Here is a 16,771-nt window from a genome sequence, read left to right on the forward strand (position 1 = left end):
CTCGACCGCAAGTCCCTTTATCAGGTTCCCGTACTTCTTCATCCAGTGCCGCGAATCGGTGGTGACCGCCTTCCTCTTCCTGGTCCTGATCTGTAGGGAATGCTCCCTCATCAGGGCGAAGAGATAGTCGCGGCCGATCCTGATCCCATGTTCCTGCAGGGGGCCGGAGAGCATATGGAGCAGCTTCCGGGTACCGATCCTCCTCTGTTCGCTGCGTATCCGCAGCACGTGCTGCAGGATGACCTCGTCCTTCAGTCCGACATCCTGTACCCGCCACTGGCGGTCATAGTACGCATGCCTTGTTCTGCCAAACAGTCCGCAGATCAAACGGATCCCCATTGCTGGGGATTCCTGCTTGATCTTTACGACCGCTTGGCACCAGACTTTTTTCTGATGTCGATCTTGAGCTGTTCCTCGGCAATGTCGATCATGGTATCCAATGCCCTGATCTTCAGGTTTGCATACTCCAGGGCCTTCTTCAGGGCCAGGATCTCTGCCTCTTTGGGGTCTACGGGTTTATTTTTGGCCATATCATCGGGTTTTGGGGAACTAAGTTCGGTATTTTCCCCCTTATATTCCCTGACCCATCTGGAGACCGTACCGCAGGAGATATCAAAGGTGTTCCCCGCCCGGTAGGCGCTCATACCGTCCTGGACCGCCCTGACCACTGAACGCTTCAGATCGTTGGTATACCGCTTTGGCCCAATGGGCTGTCGCCCGAACTTCTTCATCCAGCGGATAAGGCTCAGTTCGGACACGCCGTACTGTTCCATCAGTCCCGGCGAGGGACCCCAAGTTCGATCTGATCAAGCATGTGGAGGATCAGACGCTTGTCGAATGGCTGCTTCTTACTGGTCCGCTCAGCGAACTCAAACTCTCTTTCTATTGTTTCCATACACTTTGTTTTTGTGTATAGCTTTTTTAGGATTGGACAATTAGACTCTTTCATTGTAACATTCCCAGTTGGATTTTTTGTGAATCAAAATTTATCCCCGTAAAAGAATAAAAATGTAAAATTAATATCGTAATATTGCGATATTAAATCAATTCATCAAATGGGAATCACCAAGAGCGAAATTTTCAGTGCAGCGCAGAATAACTTAGCCAAGCTTTTCAAGGTTTTGGGGCATCCAGCTCGACTTGCTATCCTGCAATATATCATCGATCAGCCAAGTTGTATCTGTAATGATCTTGTTGATGAGCTCGGATTAGCCCAAGCAACCATATCCCAACATTTGAAAGAATTGAAGAATGCAGGCATTATTAAAGGTTCCATTGAGGGAAAGTCCATCTGTTACTGCATAGATGAGAAGATATGGAATAACATTAAAAATGATGTTTCGGATTTCCTAGATCAGGATATCTATACGAAAACCTGTTGTTAGGTTTTTTTTGAACTATAACATCGTAATATTACGATACTTGTTTGTCTTTAAATAAATTTAAAATGAAATTATCAGCAATCAAAGAAATCCTCCCTACCCTTTCGGAGGTTTCTTTCCAATTGGAGGATGGCAGTTTTGTTCCAACCCATTTCCATGTAACAGAAGTTGGACAGGTTAATAAAAATTATATTGATTGTGGCGGGAAGATCCGTCATGATAAAACAGTAAGTTTCCAATTATGGCATGCTAATGATGTTGACCACCGTCTTTTTCCGGAGAAATTATTGAATATTATTGTTTTGTCGGAAATAAAATTAGGAATCGAGGATGCGGAAGTTGAAGTGGAATTCCAACAGCAGACCATAGGTAAGTTTGACCTGGATTTCAATGTCCAGCATTTTCTTTTGAAGAATAAAAATACGGCCTGTTTGGCAGAAGATGCATGCGGTATTCCAACGGAAAAACCAAAAATCAAATTTATTGAGTTAAATCAGCATTCGAACAATTCTTGTTCTCCTGGTTCTGGCTGTTGCTAAGTGACATGATGAACCGTACATTTCAACAAACAATCGGAAATATCCTTAGTGATTTGGATATTTCCGATGATAGAAAAGTTTTGCTTGCACCTTTGGTTACTTATATCAAGGAACAGGTGAAGCATTCCAATCCTGTAAACCTTCAATTTATATGCACCCATAATTCTCGGCGCAGTATTTTGGCTCAGGTCTGGGCATCGGTTGCAGCGGATCAATTTAGGATACCATTGGTCAATTGTTTTTCTGGAGGAACTGAAGAAACAGCCGTTTATCCAAAAATTGTGGAAACGCTATGGAATCAAGGTCTTTTGTTGAAAAAAACTGAAGGTGAGATCAATCCGATTTATGAATTGGATTTACCAGAAAAGAAGGTACAACTCAAACTTTTTTCAAAAGTTTATAACCATCCTTTAAACCCAAAGACTAATTTTGCCGCTATCATGACCTGCTCACAAGCAGATGTAGGCTGTCCATTTATCCCAGGTGCTGATACCCGAATTCCTATTACGTATGCTGATCCAAAATCATCAGATGGAACGGAAATTCAGGGTATCGTTTATTGGGAAAAAAGCCTAGAAATTGCGCAGGAAATGTTTTATGTTTTTTCTATGATCTATTAAGGTCACTAAATTCTCTTCAAAGTATAAACATCCGTTGGTCTACTGTTTTCATCCAAGAAGGTAAGCACTAGATTTCCAGATGAATTGAACGATACTTTAACAAAAGAAAAATCATCATCTTCACCATCCATCCCATCCGACATTTTGATCTGGTCTTTACTAATAATTGTAAATTTACCCGCACCGCTTACCGCATAAACAGGATTGGATTCGGAAGGAGGAGCGCAAGGATTGGAATATTTAAAATAACCATTTTCACTATAATTATATAGACCATCAGCTTTGAATTCAATATTAAATACATCTACCCTGGACTGAATGGTTGCTGTTCCATTACAGTTTGAACTTGGCCTGGTGTAAGTCTGGAGATTTTTAAACACTTCACGACCAGCTTCCAACACCGAAACCGCTGTCCATTTTCCTATAATAGTACCTGTGTTAGCTTTAAAAGATAACGGTGCACCTATCACCAATTGTTCCTGAAGATTCTTAACAGTTACCAATACTTCCTGTTCGCCCGAAGCACCCAATGTCCATTCTGCAGTTGCTATACCTTCCGCATTAGTTTTAGCATCTACCGAACTTAAAGAACCGCTATTTCCATTAGCTTTCCATTCCACCACAGCCCCCTCAACTGGTTTTCCAGCTTTATCTGTTACTTTTACCTGAAGTTTATCCTTTAACTTTTTGTTGAATTCCCCGTCCTGTTTATTTCCAGCATGCACGGCTACTTTATAGGGATTAGTCCTGCCATCAAAAACTGCTTTTATGGTCTTACGGGATTCCGTTCCAAAGATCCTTTGTTTAAATACCACATCAAACGTAAAATCAACCTTATCTTTCACACTCGTACTGGTTGCCATCAATGAAATAGCATTCGCATCGTTTTTCTTAGTCAACGTAATCCCTTGAACAGAAACATTCTCTATTGCAAAATCTTCCGATTTAACTGCTCTTTCCTCTATACTACTTTTGCTCAAGAGTAACTTATCGGGGTTAGGAATCTGATAGGAAAACCCTAGAAATTCTTCCAATCGTTTTTTACCATTATACAATTTTGTATATATCCCTATCAAATTGTCATACGTATGGAAAATCCGTTGAATTGAAGTCCCCTTTGCATAATCCCTTAATTGACTGGATATTCCTGCAAATTGGAACATGACATTTCGAATTTCCGCTGAGTCCTTTAATAAAAGAATACCATCTGAAAGAGTTCCCGAAGTGCTGGTGTTTTGTTGACCTGATTTAAAAGGATTGTTTAATTTTTCTACTATGGTAACCGCTGGAACTGTAAAAACTGTTTCATTGATTTTAGCAAGTGAATTTAATTCCCCTTTTATTTTATGAGCACCATAAGCGACAAAAAAAGCCCCAGGAAAAACCATGAGAGGTGTGCCAAAAACCATCACTACAGCTCCGGCCATTATAAAAGCTGTACCCACTGCAAGCTTCTCGTATTTCCTGATCATTAAATTAATTTTTTCCTCCATCTCACTAAATGTCATTAATTTATAGTTGGAGGCATTAATTACAGTTTCATCAAAAATATCAGAACTCCTAAAACCTGGCATTAAGGTCTGTACATCAAAGGATGGATAGCCACGTAAGGATGCAAAGCGATTCATTTCCACTTCGCTCTCATACTGATCTAGGAAGGATTTAACCATAAAAATTTCTTTCTTCTTATCCTCTGCTGATAACTTGGCAAAAGCCTTGTTGATGAAATCGATAAAGGGAGCATCTTCAATAGGATCCTTTCCCAATCCCATTCGATCAAATATTTTTTTCTTTTCCATTTCTGCATCAGCGATAGGCACATAGGAATCAATGGAAATACTAATCTGCGAGTTTGGAATGACCTTTGAATATCCATAAGACGGTGGACCGGGAGGCCGTTGTACTGAACGCCATGGAGCACAACTTCACGGCCAAACCAGAGGAGAGGTTCTGGGAATACCATAACGGTGCAGCGTGGGTACAGGTACCCAGCAGCTATAATACGCTTACCCTATCGGTCAGGCATGATTCGCCATTGTGGGCTGGCAGCAACAGCCTTTCGATCAGGTACCGGGTCGGTGATCTTTTCGATCAGACCACCTTGGTAAAACTCTACTCCGGATCCGCTGAACTGACGGTGGTCATAACCAGCGATTACGGCGACATCTTCTTCAATGGCAACATCGATACCTGGCTTAGGGCGAACGTCTATTGGGGAGGTGACAACATTACGGATTCACAGCCGGAAACGGCCTTTCAGTGGATCAGGCGCAGCGCGGACACGGCTGCCGACGATATCTGGAACTTCCACGAGGGAAAGGACAGAAAAGAGGTGCACATCGATGAAACGGACGTCGTTAAAAAAGCCGTCTTCGAGTGCGAGGTAACAGTAAACATCTAAAACAATAAGATATGGCAGTAGTAAAAGCAAAGGGACAGATCACCATCATCGATCAGAATGATGCGCTCTCTTTCCAATCGTTCATCGGATCAAACCTTCCACAGACGCAGATCTATTCCCAGGACAATAACTCCTATGTTCCGAACTGGGCAGCATCTCCCTACCTGGTACTGACACCACAGCTCTTCATCTCGGGCATCCCCGGGGATTCCATGGCCATAGCCGGAAGGATCAAGGCCGGTTCGGCACAATGGAGAAAGAACGGAACGCTCCTTTCAAATTCAGCGGATTATGCGATCCAGGCAGCTGCTCCGTTCGCACTGACGGTCAAAAAGAACGATAATGCAGGGGGCGGGAACGTCAAGTACGAATTCTCCGCGATCCTGGTCGATCCGAATAATGGCCTTGAAACATCGTTCAGTGCGGTAATCTCCTTCAACACGGTGAGCAATTCGGGCAGTGGCCTATTGGCCATCATCACAGCGGACAATGGAACGATCTTCCAGAATGACCAGATACAGACCCTTACGCTAACATGTGATCTTTTCAGGGCTTCCGAGCTGCTTACGGCAAATGTGGGTTATACTTGGGGTATCCGGGATCTTGGCGTGTTTGCACCGACCACTGCGGGAGCCTCAGCAGCCACAGGACAGAAGAACGTGACTTTACCAGTGTGGCCAATGTTATGGCAGGCTCCCAGGTGACCATTGGAGGGATCGCATATACCGTGGAGGCAGTGAACGGAACCTCAAAGGTCGTTACCATGACCTCCAATATCTCGGCCGCCATTGCAAGTGGCGCGGCGATCACCTGTCCACATTATGATGCCGCGTTCGGGGCCGGATGGGGCAAGATCTCCAGCAATGCCTATTTCAACGGTATCACCGGTTTTGCGACCAAGACGCTTACCGTTCCCAATGGCGCGGTACTGAACCTTGAGGTGTTCAAATGCCTGGCCAAGGACAACAGCACAGGGGCTTCGACATCCGGACAGACTGCCCAGGCGGTGGAGACCCTGAACGACATGAGCGATCCAATCTATATCGAGATCAGTTCTCCTGATGGCGATGTGATCAAGAACGGACAGGGATCGATCAACCTGAAGGCCGAGGTATGGCGCGGTGGTGAGGAGATCGATACTGCCGGAACCGGGTTCAACTATGTATGGTCCAAGTTCGACAAGAACGGAGTGGTGGATCCCGCCTTCACCAGGAACACCAAGAACATCACCATCCTTCCGGCGGATATCAGTGCGAAGGCGACATTCGTATGTAGGTTAATGACACTGTAATGGACGCTCTATATTTCAGAACGGACGATCGGGAATCCCTGCTCCAGGAGCTTGGGGTTCCTGAGGATTTCAACGGTATCTATGAGAGTCCCGACAACTGGGTGCTCATATGGTTGGGCAGGCTACCCAAGACCGTTGAACAGCAGACCGATGAAGAGGGATTGACCTTTGATGTCGTTACAGAATGGCAGCAGGGCGAATACTTCAACATCTACCTGAAGGGACAGGATAACATGGATTATTTCACACAGGAATTTGGTGTGGCGGAACTCCTTAAGGAACCGGCCACACCGAACCACAGATTATTTAGCGATGGCGGGAATAGTTAACAGCACAAAGAAAAGGTTCGTGATCAACAAAAGGATCAAGGAGGTGGAGGTACCGGGGACAACCTTGAACATCTCCCTGTTCCTATCGGACCTTCCATCGGTCGGGGTGACCCCGAATGTCGGCGTATTGAACCAGGAACTGGGCGGATTGCCGACCATCGTAAAGAATGAGGGCACTACCGCATTGGTCGGGGGTGCCATGATGATAGGAAAGGTCTTCGGTATGAACGGGGACACAAAGAGCATCGAAGGGTTCAGTTTCTCCAGGAACAGCTCTGCAACAAGATGGGCCTCTGATGGGAAGATCTACACGGTCCCACCCAATGATGTCAGATATGGACAGGATCCAAAGTCCGGGGCCTATAAGGGCATGCTATTTGAGCCTGCGGCAACCAACTATCTGACATATTCCGGATTTCCCAGGGGATCACAGGATATCTCGGGTGGATCGGCCAGTGTTACGGCCGTCGATACCGGTTGGAACAAGGGAGCTTTACTGGATAAAGGAGCCAGGATCGTATATGATCCTACAATTACAGCACCTGCATATAAACATTATGCCGAAGCTGTCCTGAACAAAACCTATGTTTTCTCATGTTTCGTAAAAATGGCCGATGGATTGGGCCCAATGGGCGGCATGGGGATCCATATGTTCGGAGTTTCCTTTACATCGTTCAATTATGAAGACTATGGTAACGGAATTTTTCGTGTTTGGGTTTCGAGGAACCTGAATTCTATCTCAAATAGTCTGGTGGGGGTATTTAAGATCGTCCAAAGTGATAACAGGACCGTAGTGGTAACAGGTTACCAGTTGGAAGAAGGAATTATTCCTACTTCATATATCCCCACCACAGATTCACAGATCTCAAGATTGGCAGACACCTTATTAAGCGACAGACCCTTAAATATCCACACAATAAACTCATGGCATCTTTCCAGTGAACATGTTACGGGGTGGTTTGGGAACTATGATATTCAGGGAAGGAACCTGGCCGTAAAGAGTAATTCGGCAATGGATAATTTCATCGGATATAATGGAGCAACATTGGTAAGGACCGATGGAATCGTAGTGCCAGAATGGGGCGCCAAGGATGCAAACAGGGTGGTTTCCTCAGGCGGTACATCACCTATCCGGACTGTAAATATGTTTGGAACACCTGCACTTGGAGAAACTGTTTCCCTAAGTGGCTATTTTAAGAACAACGGCACAAAGGATATCAAGATAAATTCTAACCAGGGATCGCAATTTGCTACCCTTGCGCCGGGTGAACAACGCTATATAAAATTCGAGGGCATCGTGGGAAGCGGAGCAGGAAGCGTGCAGTTCCAGGTGAACCCCATTCTCCTGGAGGACAATGTAGATTTCACGTGGTGGAGGTTCAAGTATGAGGTTGGACCAGCATGTACCCCTTATTCCGTAAATCCGAGCGATTTTGTGGTTGTACATGGCAATGGATTGGTCGGTATCGGAACAAGTATGCCCGTTTCCATCCGATCATTATCCCTGGTTCCGAGAAAACTGAATACCGGAGAATTCTAAAATTAAACCAATGGCATACGTATATAAAGCAACCCCGGAAAACCTAATCATCTTCAGGAACAATGGAGTCCCTGATCTGACAATGCAAAGATCACCGTCAGTGTTATGGACGGTGATCAGCAGGTCCCCTGTGCGATCACCTCATTGGTACCGGTGGGCTGCACGGCCACCTATCCACAGGGAGGGACCGTGGCAACAATCACCGGTGTTTCTACAAATTCAGGAAGCCTCCAGATCAACATCATCGCATCTGGCCAGCCCTCCTATGTTGTGGTGGATTTCGATGTCCTTTCGGGCAACATCATCGCCAAGGCACAGAAAACAATCTCCAGATTGGAGGATGGTTACACTATCCGGATGGCTCCACCGGCGGTTGTAATACCGGCAGATTCAGATGGAAGCAACCCGGTACTAACCTCGGCCAGGACAAGGATCCTTTTGGATAAGTCCGGGGTAAATGTTCCCATCACCATCACTGGATTGAGCGCTGTGGGATGTACGGCCTCGTTCTCTGGCAATGAGGTGTCGATCACCGGAGTAAACCTTGCCCAGGGGAGCGTGACCGCAAACTTTGTTGGTTCCGATGGATACAGTGGGTCAGCGCAGTTCAACTTCACCATCAGTATGCAAGGGGCAACCGGACAGCCTGGACAGAACGGGATGACCGTCTGGTTCTCCAATGAAGCGCATGCAATCCCTGCAAACCATGATGGCACATTACCACTCGGAGCATTGGACAATGCCTGGACGGATATATTTGCCCATCGGAATACGATGCTGGTCCCCGTGGCCGCAAATGCAGTTCCGGGGCCTGGCCAATTCAGGTACAATGTTGAGAGTGTTACAGGGGGCACTGTGAACCGCGTGAACGATAGCAGGGTACGACTGGCCACCATGACGGCCGACACTGCTGTGATCACGATAAAGGTATACGTGGAGAGCATGGACAATGTAGTGACCAAGCAGATGACACTTTCAAAGATGAGGGGTCTGGATCCAGCGATCGTCGATAGGGTAATCGATTGGACCTTCAACGGAACAGAAGAATTCGATGGCAGTAAAGTCCGCGCAAAATCCATTGTAGCTGCCGCAATAGATGTTATCAACCTCTTTGCGCAGGTAGTGGAGGCCACGAACCTGACCGTAACGGGAAACAGTAAGATCGGTCCATTTTTTATAGGTGCAGATGGGATTTTTTCTTCACAATCCGGTTCTATAATAAATGCATTCACATTAAAGAATTCAGGGTTTAATTGGCTTTATTGGAACCAACTTAACTACAATAGAACCGCTGGACTGGAAATAGGAAAAATGGGTGTTGATGGGATCCTGAATATAAAGGCATCAAGTAGTGGTGGTCCCGAATTCACCTCCGGGATCGTGATAGATGTTGGATCAGGAAGAAAGGGTTTGGACCTGAAGACCGGAGAGCTTGCCGTTCCATCAGGCGTAGGTATGACGGTCAAACAGCCGATCATTACCGGGTATGCATCCAACAATCCCTATTCCCCTATAATCAAATATCTCAATATCGACAAGGGCATCATAGTCAGTATTACTGACAACTAATTTTTTTATTCAATAGAACGAACAGATTATTAACAATGAATTGTATGGAAATTAAGAACAATAGATTGGTTGGGGTTCCCTTCAGGGCTACTCCTAATGTAGGAGGGCTGATAAAGCCCATATATATTGTAATGCACTTTGATGCAGCGAGCAATTCAACCAGTGCGGTAAATTGGATGTCCGACCCAAAGAGCAAGGTTTCGGCACATATCCATATATCCCGGGATGGTGTGGTCACGCAGTTGGTGCCGTTCAACGTCAAGGCATGGCATGCAGGTAAAAGCACTTGGAAGGGCCTCAACAACCTGAATGATCATAGTATTGGTATCGAGTTACAGAATACCGGAAGCCAGGAATATACAACTCAGCAAATCAATGCTGCGATTGAGGTTTGTAAAGCAATCAAATCATCATATCAAATCAGGGAAATTGTAGGACATAATGATATTGCACCGGGAAGAAAGTCCGATCCTGGAAAACAGTTCCCTTGGTCAAAATTTAAAGCATTGTAGTTATGGAAGAATTTATCAGAGAACATGTGATTCCAAATGCATATGGAGCGATAGCGGCCATTGTTGGGGCTGTCTGGTTATGGTGGCGATCCAAGCCAAAGGAAAGGATCGAAAACGATGGTGGTATAGTCGAGAATGCGAAAAAGGTGCTCGAAATGTCGGAAGGGATTACCGAGCGATTGGAAAAACAATTGGAGGCATCGGATGGGATCATTGAACAGCTAAAGGAAAAGCTGAGGATTGCCCTTGAGGAGGAGAACGCCTGCAAGAAAGCGCTGAAGGCCATCCGTGAGGAACTTGAACAGTTCCGATCATTGTTCGATGCCCAGAAGATCGAGCTGGAAGGCCTGAAGGAGGAATGTAGATTATTGAGACTAACCATAGAAGCAAATGAAAAGACTGATATTATCAATGATGGTCTGCACCTTAATTAATGGGTGCGGACTTTTCAAGAATACGAGTAAGGATCTGAATGTTGTAAAATCCGGGGCTGAAGTGGAAAAGCGCAACGATACCAAGTTGGAATATCAGGATAACAGCCAATCATTGAACGTTCATACGAGCGTGAGGACAAGCGACAAGATAAAGAACACAACATTACAGGCTGACCGCGTGAACTTCAATTCAGACGGCTCTTTTACCGCGGAAGGTAATGTAAAGTTGGATATAGAGGAAAGCGAGAAATTAAGACAGCTGGATAGTGCGTTCAAGAAACTACAATCTGATATTTCTTATTATCTCTCCTCAAAGGAGACGCTGGAATCAAAGCAAAATAATTACGAAAAGGATTTGCATAAAGAATCCAAGACAAGCGTCAAAGGAATAATTGCAGGAGGGATTGCTTTCCTGATAATATTGATCGGTGTTGCTTGGTGGTTTTTTGGGTTCAAACGGAATAAGGGGAATGCCCAGAAGTCATAAGATCTAATTATGAATACTTATTACTTTTAAGACTAGGTCAGAAAACTTTATTCAAAATTGTTCTAAAGATAACTTTTAAAACTAACATTCTTATCAATTTTGGAATGACAAAGTTTTGCCATAAAATAAAAATTCTATATCTTAGAGTTTATTTTAATATTTAAAAGCTAATAAGTATAGTGCAATAGTATGAGTACCATAGTAAAATTCTCTAAAGAAAAAACTACTTTTTCAAGAACTCTTAAGTCGAACATAAACGATTATTTTATTCAGAACAATTTTAAAAAGACAGGCAATAGAAAATTAACTTTAAAAGCCATAATTCTTCTTTCAAGTCTCATTATATTATATATAACCTTAGTTTTTGTCAAACCTCATTGGTCTATATGCATATTACTATGCGCTATTTTAGGAGTAAACTTAGCTGCTATTGGATTTAATATCATGCATGATGCCGGACACAATACTTTTTCTGACAATAAAAGAGTAAATTCTGTACTTTCATATTCGTTAAATCTTCTTGGCGGGAATATCTATCTTTGGAAACTAAAGCACAACATAGCTCATCACACCTACACTAATATTGATGGGGAGGACCATGACATCGAAATAAAATTCATGCGCATCCACCATGACCAGCCCTTAAAAAAACACCATAGGTTTCAGCATTTATATTTCATTTTTCTTTATGCCATATCCTACCTAGGCTGGATCTTCTATCAGGATTATGAGAAGTTTTTAAGAAGTAGGTTAAGCCAACATTCAGATAAAATTTTTATACCTTTTAGAGAGAAGATTATTTTTTGGATAAGTAAGCTAATTCACATAGTATTCTTTATCATTGTTCCTATAATAAGTGTAGGTTTAGTTCCAACAGTTATTGGGCTCCTAGTCGTAAGTGTGGTTTGCGGTTTATGTTTGGCCACTGTCTTTCAACTAGCGCACGTGGTCTCAAGTACGGAATTTAAGAGTATTGAAGATTATAAGGTTGAAGATGAATGGATGGTGCACCAGCTCAAGTCAACATCAAATTTCGCTACTAGGAATAAATTTTTGACATGGCTTTTAGGAGGCCTTAATTTTCAGGTAGAGCATCATCTCTTTCCAAAAATTAGTCATATCCATTATCCGGAACTGAACAGGATTGTAAAATCAACTTGTAATGACTTTGGAATACCATATCACGAGTATCCTACTTTTTGGAGTTCATTTAACTCTCATTTTAATTTTATTAAAACCATGAGAAAATAATATTTGTATTTTAAAAATTTTTTCTTACCTTTGATATTAATCAGGCATTAGTTGCGCTTTCTGAATTCGATTGGATTTCCCTTCTATTTTAGTTTAGTAATTTCAGATGCTAATTTGTTTTCATATATATGCTGTGAATTCTAATTGGGAGCAATTCTTTTATCCCAATTTTGCCCATCATTTTTTTGTAGACGAAGATTATTGGAGCTATTGCTCTAAAAAAATGGCTATTGGCCAAAACAATATTTTTTAAATTTAATAATAAAAACAATGCAAGAAGGCAAAGTAAAATTTTTCAATAATACCAAAGGATTTGGTTTTATTACACCAAATGATGGTAGTCAAGATGTGTTTGTACACACAACCGGTCTTAAGGACAATATCAGAGAGAACGACTATGTTACATATGATGTTGAACGCGGGCAGAAAGGTGTAAATGCCATCAATGTCCGTATTGCTTAAAGAGATTTCTTGCAATATTTTTATTTGGCTTCAACTTTCGTTGAGGCCATTTTTTTTATCTAACAACTATTAAGGCAATATTATTTAAAAGAATGATTTAACTAAACCTATTCCCACTACTATGCAATAAATTTCCTGGTCAATTCTGGTCAACAAAAACCAAAGATAATATTTACATTATCCGTATTCTTAAACTTTAGGAACTTTGTATGTTCAATTGAAATTTAAAAAATCCCCAACAAATCTCTTTGCTGGGGATTGATCTATTAATATGTTAGTTTTAATAATTCTTATTAATAATGGGCAGCACCCGAAAGCGCTACCCTTTACTAATTATACCTATGGTTTATCAGCATTGACCTCACTAACATGGCAATGCTTTATAAACATCTAAATGTAATAAAACTATTTAAAAAACACAAGCCCACGATCTGGAGATGCAGGCTTGCTGACTAATTATTAACCAAAGTCTTGAGACTTATATTATCATGATAAATATAGAAAAAAATGATCATAAAAAAAAAAGCGCACCATGTTGTGATGGTGAGCTCCTTAGCAAGTAATGCTCGAATAATGAAAAACAAATGTTAAAATAATCAAATAAAAAAAGAATTCCCTGCAAAATTTCCAAAGGTTGAAAGTGTCGTAAGGGAACGGAAACCGAGCATAAGAATATAGAGCGGGAACGTAAGGAAGAAAAGCAGGATACTTCGAGCAAGCAAGTTGCCACACAGGCGCAGATGGATAGGCGTGAATCGTCGACGTCTGCAGAAAGTGAGAGCAAGTCTAATGTATGGGCGGTATTGGATAGTAAGATAGGTTGGGTGATTGGTTTCCTAATAATACTAATAGGTCTTGCTTGGTGGTTTTTAGGAATTGGGAAGAAATGTATTCCAACCATGAAGATAAAAAAATCCCCGATCCATTTACTTTGGAGAAAGTAAATAGGACCAGGGATGAACAATAAATCACTAACATTAATATAAAAAACCTTTAAAAACCCTGCGATATTCTGCAGGGTTGATTTAATAATTCCCTTTTCTGTCTTAGGGAATGCCACATAACTTTGTACTTACATAGATTATGTGGTAATAGAGAACTTAATAGGTCACCAATGTGAATGAGACACCGGCAACTTAGGTAAGGTAGTCATTAAATCAATCCCCTGTATAAACTTTCGGATATATTCCCAGATCATATACTTTTTCTTCAATTCTTATCAACCACTGTTTGCCATCAACGGTGTACATCGTCCACATTTCACCTTCATTTTCCATAATTTCCGCCTCTTTAGAATAGTATAGTTCTCCATTGAATGTAACAGGAAAAGTGATGGTTTTCCTATTTGTTTCAATACCATCGGACAATAAATTTTTCGCAGTTGATATAATAGTCTCTTTTGAAATTATCTTCATATAGGGTAAACATATAGTTAATGGATTTGTTTTAATTTTAAAAAAAAATAAAATAATTTAAAACATTTTACATTTAGTTTGTTAGGTTTACATAAAAATTATGGGAAATCATTTAGAATTCGATTCAAGAGAATTCGTTACGAAGTATGCACTATGGCTATCAAGAGCGAAAAGTGAAAAAGAGGCAATAGAATATGCAGAAAAATTCCTAAAAGATACCCCAGATATTTTAAAACTTGTATTGGAAGATATTAAAGCTGGGATAAATAAAAAGTAAAGATTAATCCAAACGGGATGTTCCCCCACTCTTCAATTTATTAGCCACAAAACGGGTATAGAAACAGTGAAGTGCACTTTCTTCGTCCTCGTTTCGGGCATAGCCTTCCACTTCCTCACGGCACTCGTTTATTGCTTGGAATATTTTGTCTATTGTGGGTGGCAGGGGGTAAAGGTAGGGAAATGTAATACCTGTATTGGGAAATAAATCTAATTAATATTTATAATGCTTGTCATCTGTATATGGAAAAACATAACGAATTCGATCTGAACAAATTTCTTTTGAGACATGCAATTTGGCTGCAGCAGAATTACTCTCAAGAAAAAGCTGAAAACTTTATTAAAGAAACATTAAAGGATTATCCAAAGGACAAAAAGAAGCTATTGTTATTGATCAAAAAAGTTTAGAAGCCTTATTTCTTTTACCAAGCTTCCATTATTGCTGGTCAGGCCAGAGGTTTTTTGCAAATAATACAAATAGGGAATTGGATTAATGTTTAAATGGAAGAATTTCTGAATAAAAGCCAATTAAATTTTAATGGTGGATAAAGAAGATAAAGAATTGCATGATTTTATAATTATTCATGCAAATTGGCTAAGAGAACATTATTCTTATGATGAAGCTGAAAAATTCATAAAGGATACCTTGAAGTTTTATCCCATTTTTGTGGAAAGACTTCTATTGTAATTAATTGATTCCAACAATATTTGTGAGAATGATTAAACTAATTCCCTATTTTAAATGCTTCGTACCTAATATATTCAAACATCTGTCTTTTAAGATCTTTTAATTTGCTTTCATTTCTTCTTATCTCTAATTTGGATAATATATTTTTTGATCTTAAATGTCCAATTCTAAGATTGGACTTAATTCAAAACCCTTAGATACTCCTACTCTTTAATTTTACCTCATCCCCAAGGATAACCCCCATATCCTTTAAATAATCCATTAGTTCAACTAGGGTTTTATGCCTTGTTAATTTGATGATATTGTGAAGTTTCTCACCATCCTCCACGAGATGTATACACCTAGTATGTTTGAAAGAGTACATAGTTACATGTTCATCTATGTATACATATCTTCTCACCTTCATGAACCTTTTTCTGAAATATTTCTCTGATACAGGCTTTTCAGCTGGTCCATCATTCAGACCAAAGACAAAATATTCTCGGTCATATTTTTCTAAATTCATCTCTCTTATAATACCAAAAAATTCTTCATCAATCGGTATATATTGAGTAATCTTGCTTTTAGAATTCGTTGAAGGCACTACGATCTTTCTTCCTATCAGATCAATATGTTTGATCTGGAGTAATCTCAGTTCAGCATCTGGTCTCATACAAGAATAATAAATGAACCTGCAGAATTGGTACATAAACCAATCCTTTTCCTTTAGCCAATCCAGAACATTTTTGAAGGTGTTATTTCTAAATGGCCTATTACCCCTTTTCTGTACCTGGAGTTTTTTGACCTTAGAACATACATTTTCTTTGAGATACCCATCAAAGTTATCAATATAGTACTGTAGGAATGTATTAATGGCCTGAAGGTAGTGATTATAGGTCTTATTGCTCCATTTCCTTTGTAGCTGATTGATTTTGACAAAATCAAAGATATGCTGCTTAGTAAGATGGGAAATATCCATATCTCCTAAATTACTTTCCTCCAGGAAAACTTTAAAAAGTTTCAACCTTCCATCATATAATTTGTAGGATTTTGGTTTGAGATCAGGTTTAACGCGCTCAAGATATTCATCAATACATTGGGAAATTGAATATTTTCCAGTGATCTTAGAATATTTGAATTGGGTAAACGGATTAAACCCATTTTCGAGAAGTTCTTTTATACTATTGTAAACGACCTTAATCTGATTTCTTCTGGATCTAACTGTCTTAAAAGTATTGATAGATTCAAAAATTTTGAACCTTTTGTAGAGTGAGGAACCGGCCTTCTGGAGTTCTACCGGATCATACCGAAAGTTTGGGGGGTAAAGATTTTTAAGCATATAATTTCATCACTCTGTACAGGAAGAATGTTGTGTCCCTTACGCCACGAAAGACACTCCTAAAAGCTTTGAGTTTTGCATTGAAAGATTCTGCCGAGGCATTGGTGCTTCTGTTATCGAAGTAGTGTAGTATATATTGGTGATGTGCTGCAATGGATCTTGCCACGCTCTCAAAGGAAGCAATGCCCGCATTCTCAACCTGATTGTGCCACAGACCTAGCTTTGTAAAAGCTATCTTTTTGTCCCTGCATTTGTTG

At 41.0% G+C, this 16,771-nt stretch carries 21 protein-coding genes and 1 pseudogene; 15 read left to right on the forward strand and 7 right to left on the reverse strand.

The genetic code is table 11. The annotated features are described in order from the left end of the window. Positions 1-339 (reverse strand): annotated as a pseudogene (locus CRJ00_RS14980) (IS3-like element ISElsp1 family transposase); the annotation flags it as partial. A gap of 23 nt (positions 340-362) precedes the next feature. After that, positions 363-758: a transposase gene (locus CRJ00_RS19030; RefSeq protein ID WP_218962232.1), complete on the reverse strand. Its 396-nt coding sequence runs from the start codon at positions 756-758 to the stop codon at positions 363-365. A gap of 297 nt (positions 759-1,055) precedes the next feature. On the opposite strand from CRJ00_RS19030, the gene CRJ00_RS14990 reads away from it, so the two are divergent. The 3 genes from CRJ00_RS14990 (at position 1,056) to CRJ00_RS15000 (ending at position 2,541) form a co-directional block, all read left to right on the forward strand. Next, the gene (locus CRJ00_RS14990) at positions 1,056-1,385 is read left to right on the forward strand and encodes an ArsR/SmtB family transcription factor (RefSeq protein WP_099367570.1); all 330 of its coding nucleotides are present in this window, start codon (positions 1,056-1,058) and stop codon (positions 1,383-1,385) included. Positions 1,386-1,447: 62 nt separating this feature from the next. Continuing rightward, entirely contained in the window at positions 1,448-1,921 is a 474-nt protein-coding gene (locus tag CRJ00_RS14995; RefSeq protein ID WP_099367571.1) for a DUF6428 family protein, read from the forward strand. Between the two features lie 5 nt (positions 1,922-1,926). Continuing rightward, positions 1,927-2,541: a protein-tyrosine-phosphatase gene (locus CRJ00_RS15000; protein WP_257213809.1), complete on the forward strand. Its 615-nt coding sequence runs from the start codon at positions 1,927-1,929 to the stop codon at positions 2,539-2,541. Positions 2,542-2,546: 5 nt separating this feature from the next. On the opposite strand, the gene CRJ00_RS15005 is transcribed toward CRJ00_RS15000, so the two are convergent. Beyond that, a complete protein-coding gene (locus CRJ00_RS15005) occupies positions 2,547-4,340 on the reverse strand; it encodes an Ig-like domain-containing protein (RefSeq protein WP_144038173.1) in 1,794 nt (597 codons plus the stop codon). Between the two features lie 65 nt (positions 4,341-4,405). Between CRJ00_RS15005 and CRJ00_RS15010 the strand changes: the two genes are divergently transcribed. After that, positions 4,406-4,942, forward strand: coding sequence for a hypothetical protein (locus CRJ00_RS15010; RefSeq protein WP_099367573.1), 537 nt, complete (start codon positions 4,406-4,408; stop codon positions 4,940-4,942). Positions 4,943-4,953: 11 nt separating this feature from the next. Then, the gene (locus CRJ00_RS15015) at positions 4,954-5,646 is read left to right on the forward strand and encodes a hypothetical protein (protein ID WP_099367574.1); all 693 of its coding nucleotides are present in this window, start codon (positions 4,954-4,956) and stop codon (positions 5,644-5,646) included. Positions 5,647-5,809: 163 nt separating this feature from the next. On the opposite strand, the gene CRJ00_RS18860 is transcribed toward CRJ00_RS15015, so the two are convergent. After that, positions 5,810-5,968 carry a hypothetical protein gene (locus CRJ00_RS18860; RefSeq protein WP_180268505.1) on the reverse strand — a complete coding sequence of 53 codons (159 nt, stop codon included), beginning with the start codon at positions 5,966-5,968 and terminating at the stop codon, positions 5,810-5,812. On the opposite strand from CRJ00_RS18860, the gene CRJ00_RS18655 reads away from it, so the two are divergent. The 9 genes from CRJ00_RS18655 (at position 5,967) to CRJ00_RS15060 (ending at position 12,817) form a co-directional block, all read left to right on the forward strand. Next, positions 5,967-6,233, forward strand: a complete 267-nt coding sequence (locus CRJ00_RS18655) for a hypothetical protein (protein ID WP_144038175.1) — start codon at positions 5,967-5,969, stop codon at positions 6,231-6,233. The two genes, CRJ00_RS18860 and CRJ00_RS18655, sit on opposite strands and share 2 nt — an antisense overlap. Then, positions 6,233-6,562: a hypothetical protein gene (locus tag CRJ00_RS15025; protein WP_099367576.1), complete on the forward strand. Its 330-nt coding sequence runs from the start codon at positions 6,233-6,235 to the stop codon at positions 6,560-6,562. The genes CRJ00_RS18655 and CRJ00_RS15025 overlap by 1 nt, the downstream gene beginning before the upstream one ends. After that, positions 6,546-8,102 (forward strand): phage head spike fiber domain-containing protein, encoded by a 1,557-nt coding sequence (locus tag CRJ00_RS15030; RefSeq protein ID WP_099367577.1) that lies wholly within the window; start codon positions 6,546-6,548, stop codon positions 8,100-8,102. The genes CRJ00_RS15025 and CRJ00_RS15030 overlap by 17 nt, the downstream gene beginning before the upstream one ends. Before the next feature lie 189 nt (positions 8,103-8,291). Further along, the gene (locus CRJ00_RS15035) at positions 8,292-9,671 is read left to right on the forward strand and encodes a hypothetical protein (protein ID WP_144038176.1); all 1,380 of its coding nucleotides are present in this window, start codon (positions 8,292-8,294) and stop codon (positions 9,669-9,671) included. Between the two features lie 44 nt (positions 9,672-9,715). Continuing rightward, on the forward strand, positions 9,716-10,183 hold the full coding sequence (locus CRJ00_RS15040; RefSeq protein ID WP_180268506.1) for an N-acetylmuramoyl-L-alanine amidase: 468 nt from the start codon (positions 9,716-9,718) through the stop codon (positions 10,181-10,183). 2 nt (positions 10,184-10,185) lie between these two features. Beyond that, on the forward strand, positions 10,186-10,617 hold the full coding sequence (locus CRJ00_RS15045; RefSeq protein ID WP_099367580.1) for a hypothetical protein: 432 nt from the start codon (positions 10,186-10,188) through the stop codon (positions 10,615-10,617). Further along, positions 10,574-11,104: a hypothetical protein gene (locus CRJ00_RS15050; RefSeq protein WP_144038177.1), complete on the forward strand. Its 531-nt coding sequence runs from the start codon at positions 10,574-10,576 to the stop codon at positions 11,102-11,104. The genes CRJ00_RS15045 and CRJ00_RS15050 overlap by 44 nt, the downstream gene beginning before the upstream one ends. A gap of 189 nt (positions 11,105-11,293) precedes the next feature. Further along, positions 11,294-12,355: a fatty acid desaturase family protein gene (locus tag CRJ00_RS15055; RefSeq protein ID WP_099367582.1), complete on the forward strand. Its 1,062-nt coding sequence runs from the start codon at positions 11,294-11,296 to the stop codon at positions 12,353-12,355. A gap of 270 nt (positions 12,356-12,625) precedes the next feature. Next, on the forward strand, positions 12,626-12,817 hold the full coding sequence (locus CRJ00_RS15060) for a cold-shock protein (RefSeq protein WP_099367583.1): 192 nt from the start codon (positions 12,626-12,628) through the stop codon (positions 12,815-12,817). 1,157 nt (positions 12,818-13,974) lie between these two features. Here the strand turns inward: CRJ00_RS15060 and CRJ00_RS15070 are convergent. Next, the gene (locus CRJ00_RS15070; protein ID WP_099367585.1) at positions 13,975-14,232 is read right to left on the reverse strand and encodes a hypothetical protein; all 258 of its coding nucleotides are present in this window, start codon (positions 14,230-14,232) and stop codon (positions 13,975-13,977) included. A gap of 100 nt (positions 14,233-14,332) precedes the next feature. Between CRJ00_RS15070 and CRJ00_RS18865 the strand changes: the two genes are divergently transcribed. Next, positions 14,333-14,509, forward strand: a complete 177-nt coding sequence (locus CRJ00_RS18865; RefSeq protein ID WP_180268507.1) for a hypothetical protein — start codon at positions 14,333-14,335, stop codon at positions 14,507-14,509. Positions 14,510-15,389: 880 nt separating this feature from the next. On the opposite strand, the gene CRJ00_RS15075 is transcribed toward CRJ00_RS18865, so the two are convergent. Beyond that, the gene (locus tag CRJ00_RS15075) at positions 15,390-16,514 is read right to left on the reverse strand and encodes a tyrosine-type recombinase/integrase (protein WP_099367586.1); all 1,125 of its coding nucleotides are present in this window, start codon (positions 16,512-16,514) and stop codon (positions 15,390-15,392) included. Next, a partial coding sequence (locus tag CRJ00_RS15080; protein ID WP_144038068.1) for a transposase occupies positions 16,507-16,771 on the reverse strand: 265 nt, incomplete at its 5' end. The genes CRJ00_RS15080 and CRJ00_RS15075, both read right to left, overlap by 8 nt.

Source organism: Sphingobacterium sp. 1.A.4 (assembly GCF_002734245.1).
Classification (GTDB): domain Bacteria; phylum Bacteroidota; class Bacteroidia; order Sphingobacteriales; family Sphingobacteriaceae; genus Sphingobacterium; species Sphingobacterium tenebrionis.

Coding starts and splice junctions, on each gene's coding strand:
- CRJ00_RS14990 (WP_099367570.1), top strand. CDS start 1,056: ATGGGAATCACCAAGAGCGAAATTTTCAGTGCAGCGCAGAATAACTTA.
- CRJ00_RS14995 (WP_099367571.1), top strand. CDS start 1,448: ATGAAATTATCAGCAATCAAAGAAATCCTCCCTACCCTTTCGGAGGTT.
- CRJ00_RS15000 (WP_257213809.1), top strand. CDS start 1,927: ATGATGAACCGTACATTTCAACAAACAATCGGAAATATCCTTAGTGAT.
- CRJ00_RS15005 (WP_144038173.1), bottom strand. CDS start 4,340: ATGGAAAAGAAAAAAATATTTGATCGAATGGGATTGGGAAAGGATCCT.
- CRJ00_RS15015 (WP_099367574.1), top strand. CDS start 4,954: ATGGCAGTAGTAAAAGCAAAGGGACAGATCACCATCATCGATCAGAAT.
- CRJ00_RS18655 (WP_144038175.1), top strand. CDS start 5,967: ATGAGCGATCCAATCTATATCGAGATCAGTTCTCCTGATGGCGATGTG.
- CRJ00_RS18860 (WP_180268505.1), bottom strand. CDS start 5,968: ATGTCGTTCAGGGTCTCCACCGCCTGGGCAGTCTGTCCGGATGTCGAA.
- CRJ00_RS15025 (WP_099367576.1), top strand. CDS start 6,233: ATGGACGCTCTATATTTCAGAACGGACGATCGGGAATCCCTGCTCCAG.
- CRJ00_RS15030 (WP_099367577.1), top strand. CDS start 6,546: ATGGCGGGAATAGTTAACAGCACAAAGAAAAGGTTCGTGATCAACAAA.
- CRJ00_RS15040 (WP_180268506.1), top strand. CDS start 9,716: ATGGAAATTAAGAACAATAGATTGGTTGGGGTTCCCTTCAGGGCTACT.
- CRJ00_RS15045 (WP_099367580.1), top strand. CDS start 10,186: ATGGAAGAATTTATCAGAGAACATGTGATTCCAAATGCATATGGAGCG.
- CRJ00_RS15050 (WP_144038177.1), top strand. CDS start 10,574: ATGAAAAGACTGATATTATCAATGATGGTCTGCACCTTAATTAATGGG.
- CRJ00_RS15055 (WP_099367582.1), top strand. CDS start 11,294: ATGAGTACCATAGTAAAATTCTCTAAAGAAAAAACTACTTTTTCAAGA.
- CRJ00_RS15060 (WP_099367583.1), top strand. CDS start 12,626: ATGCAAGAAGGCAAAGTAAAATTTTTCAATAATACCAAAGGATTTGGT.
- CRJ00_RS15070 (WP_099367585.1), bottom strand. CDS start 14,232: ATGAAGATAATTTCAAAAGAGACTATTATATCAACTGCGAAAAATTTA.
- CRJ00_RS18865 (WP_180268507.1), top strand. CDS start 14,333: ATGGGAAATCATTTAGAATTCGATTCAAGAGAATTCGTTACGAAGTAT.
- CRJ00_RS15075 (WP_099367586.1), bottom strand. CDS start 16,514: ATGCTTAAAAATCTTTACCCCCCAAACTTTCGGTATGATCCGGTAGAA.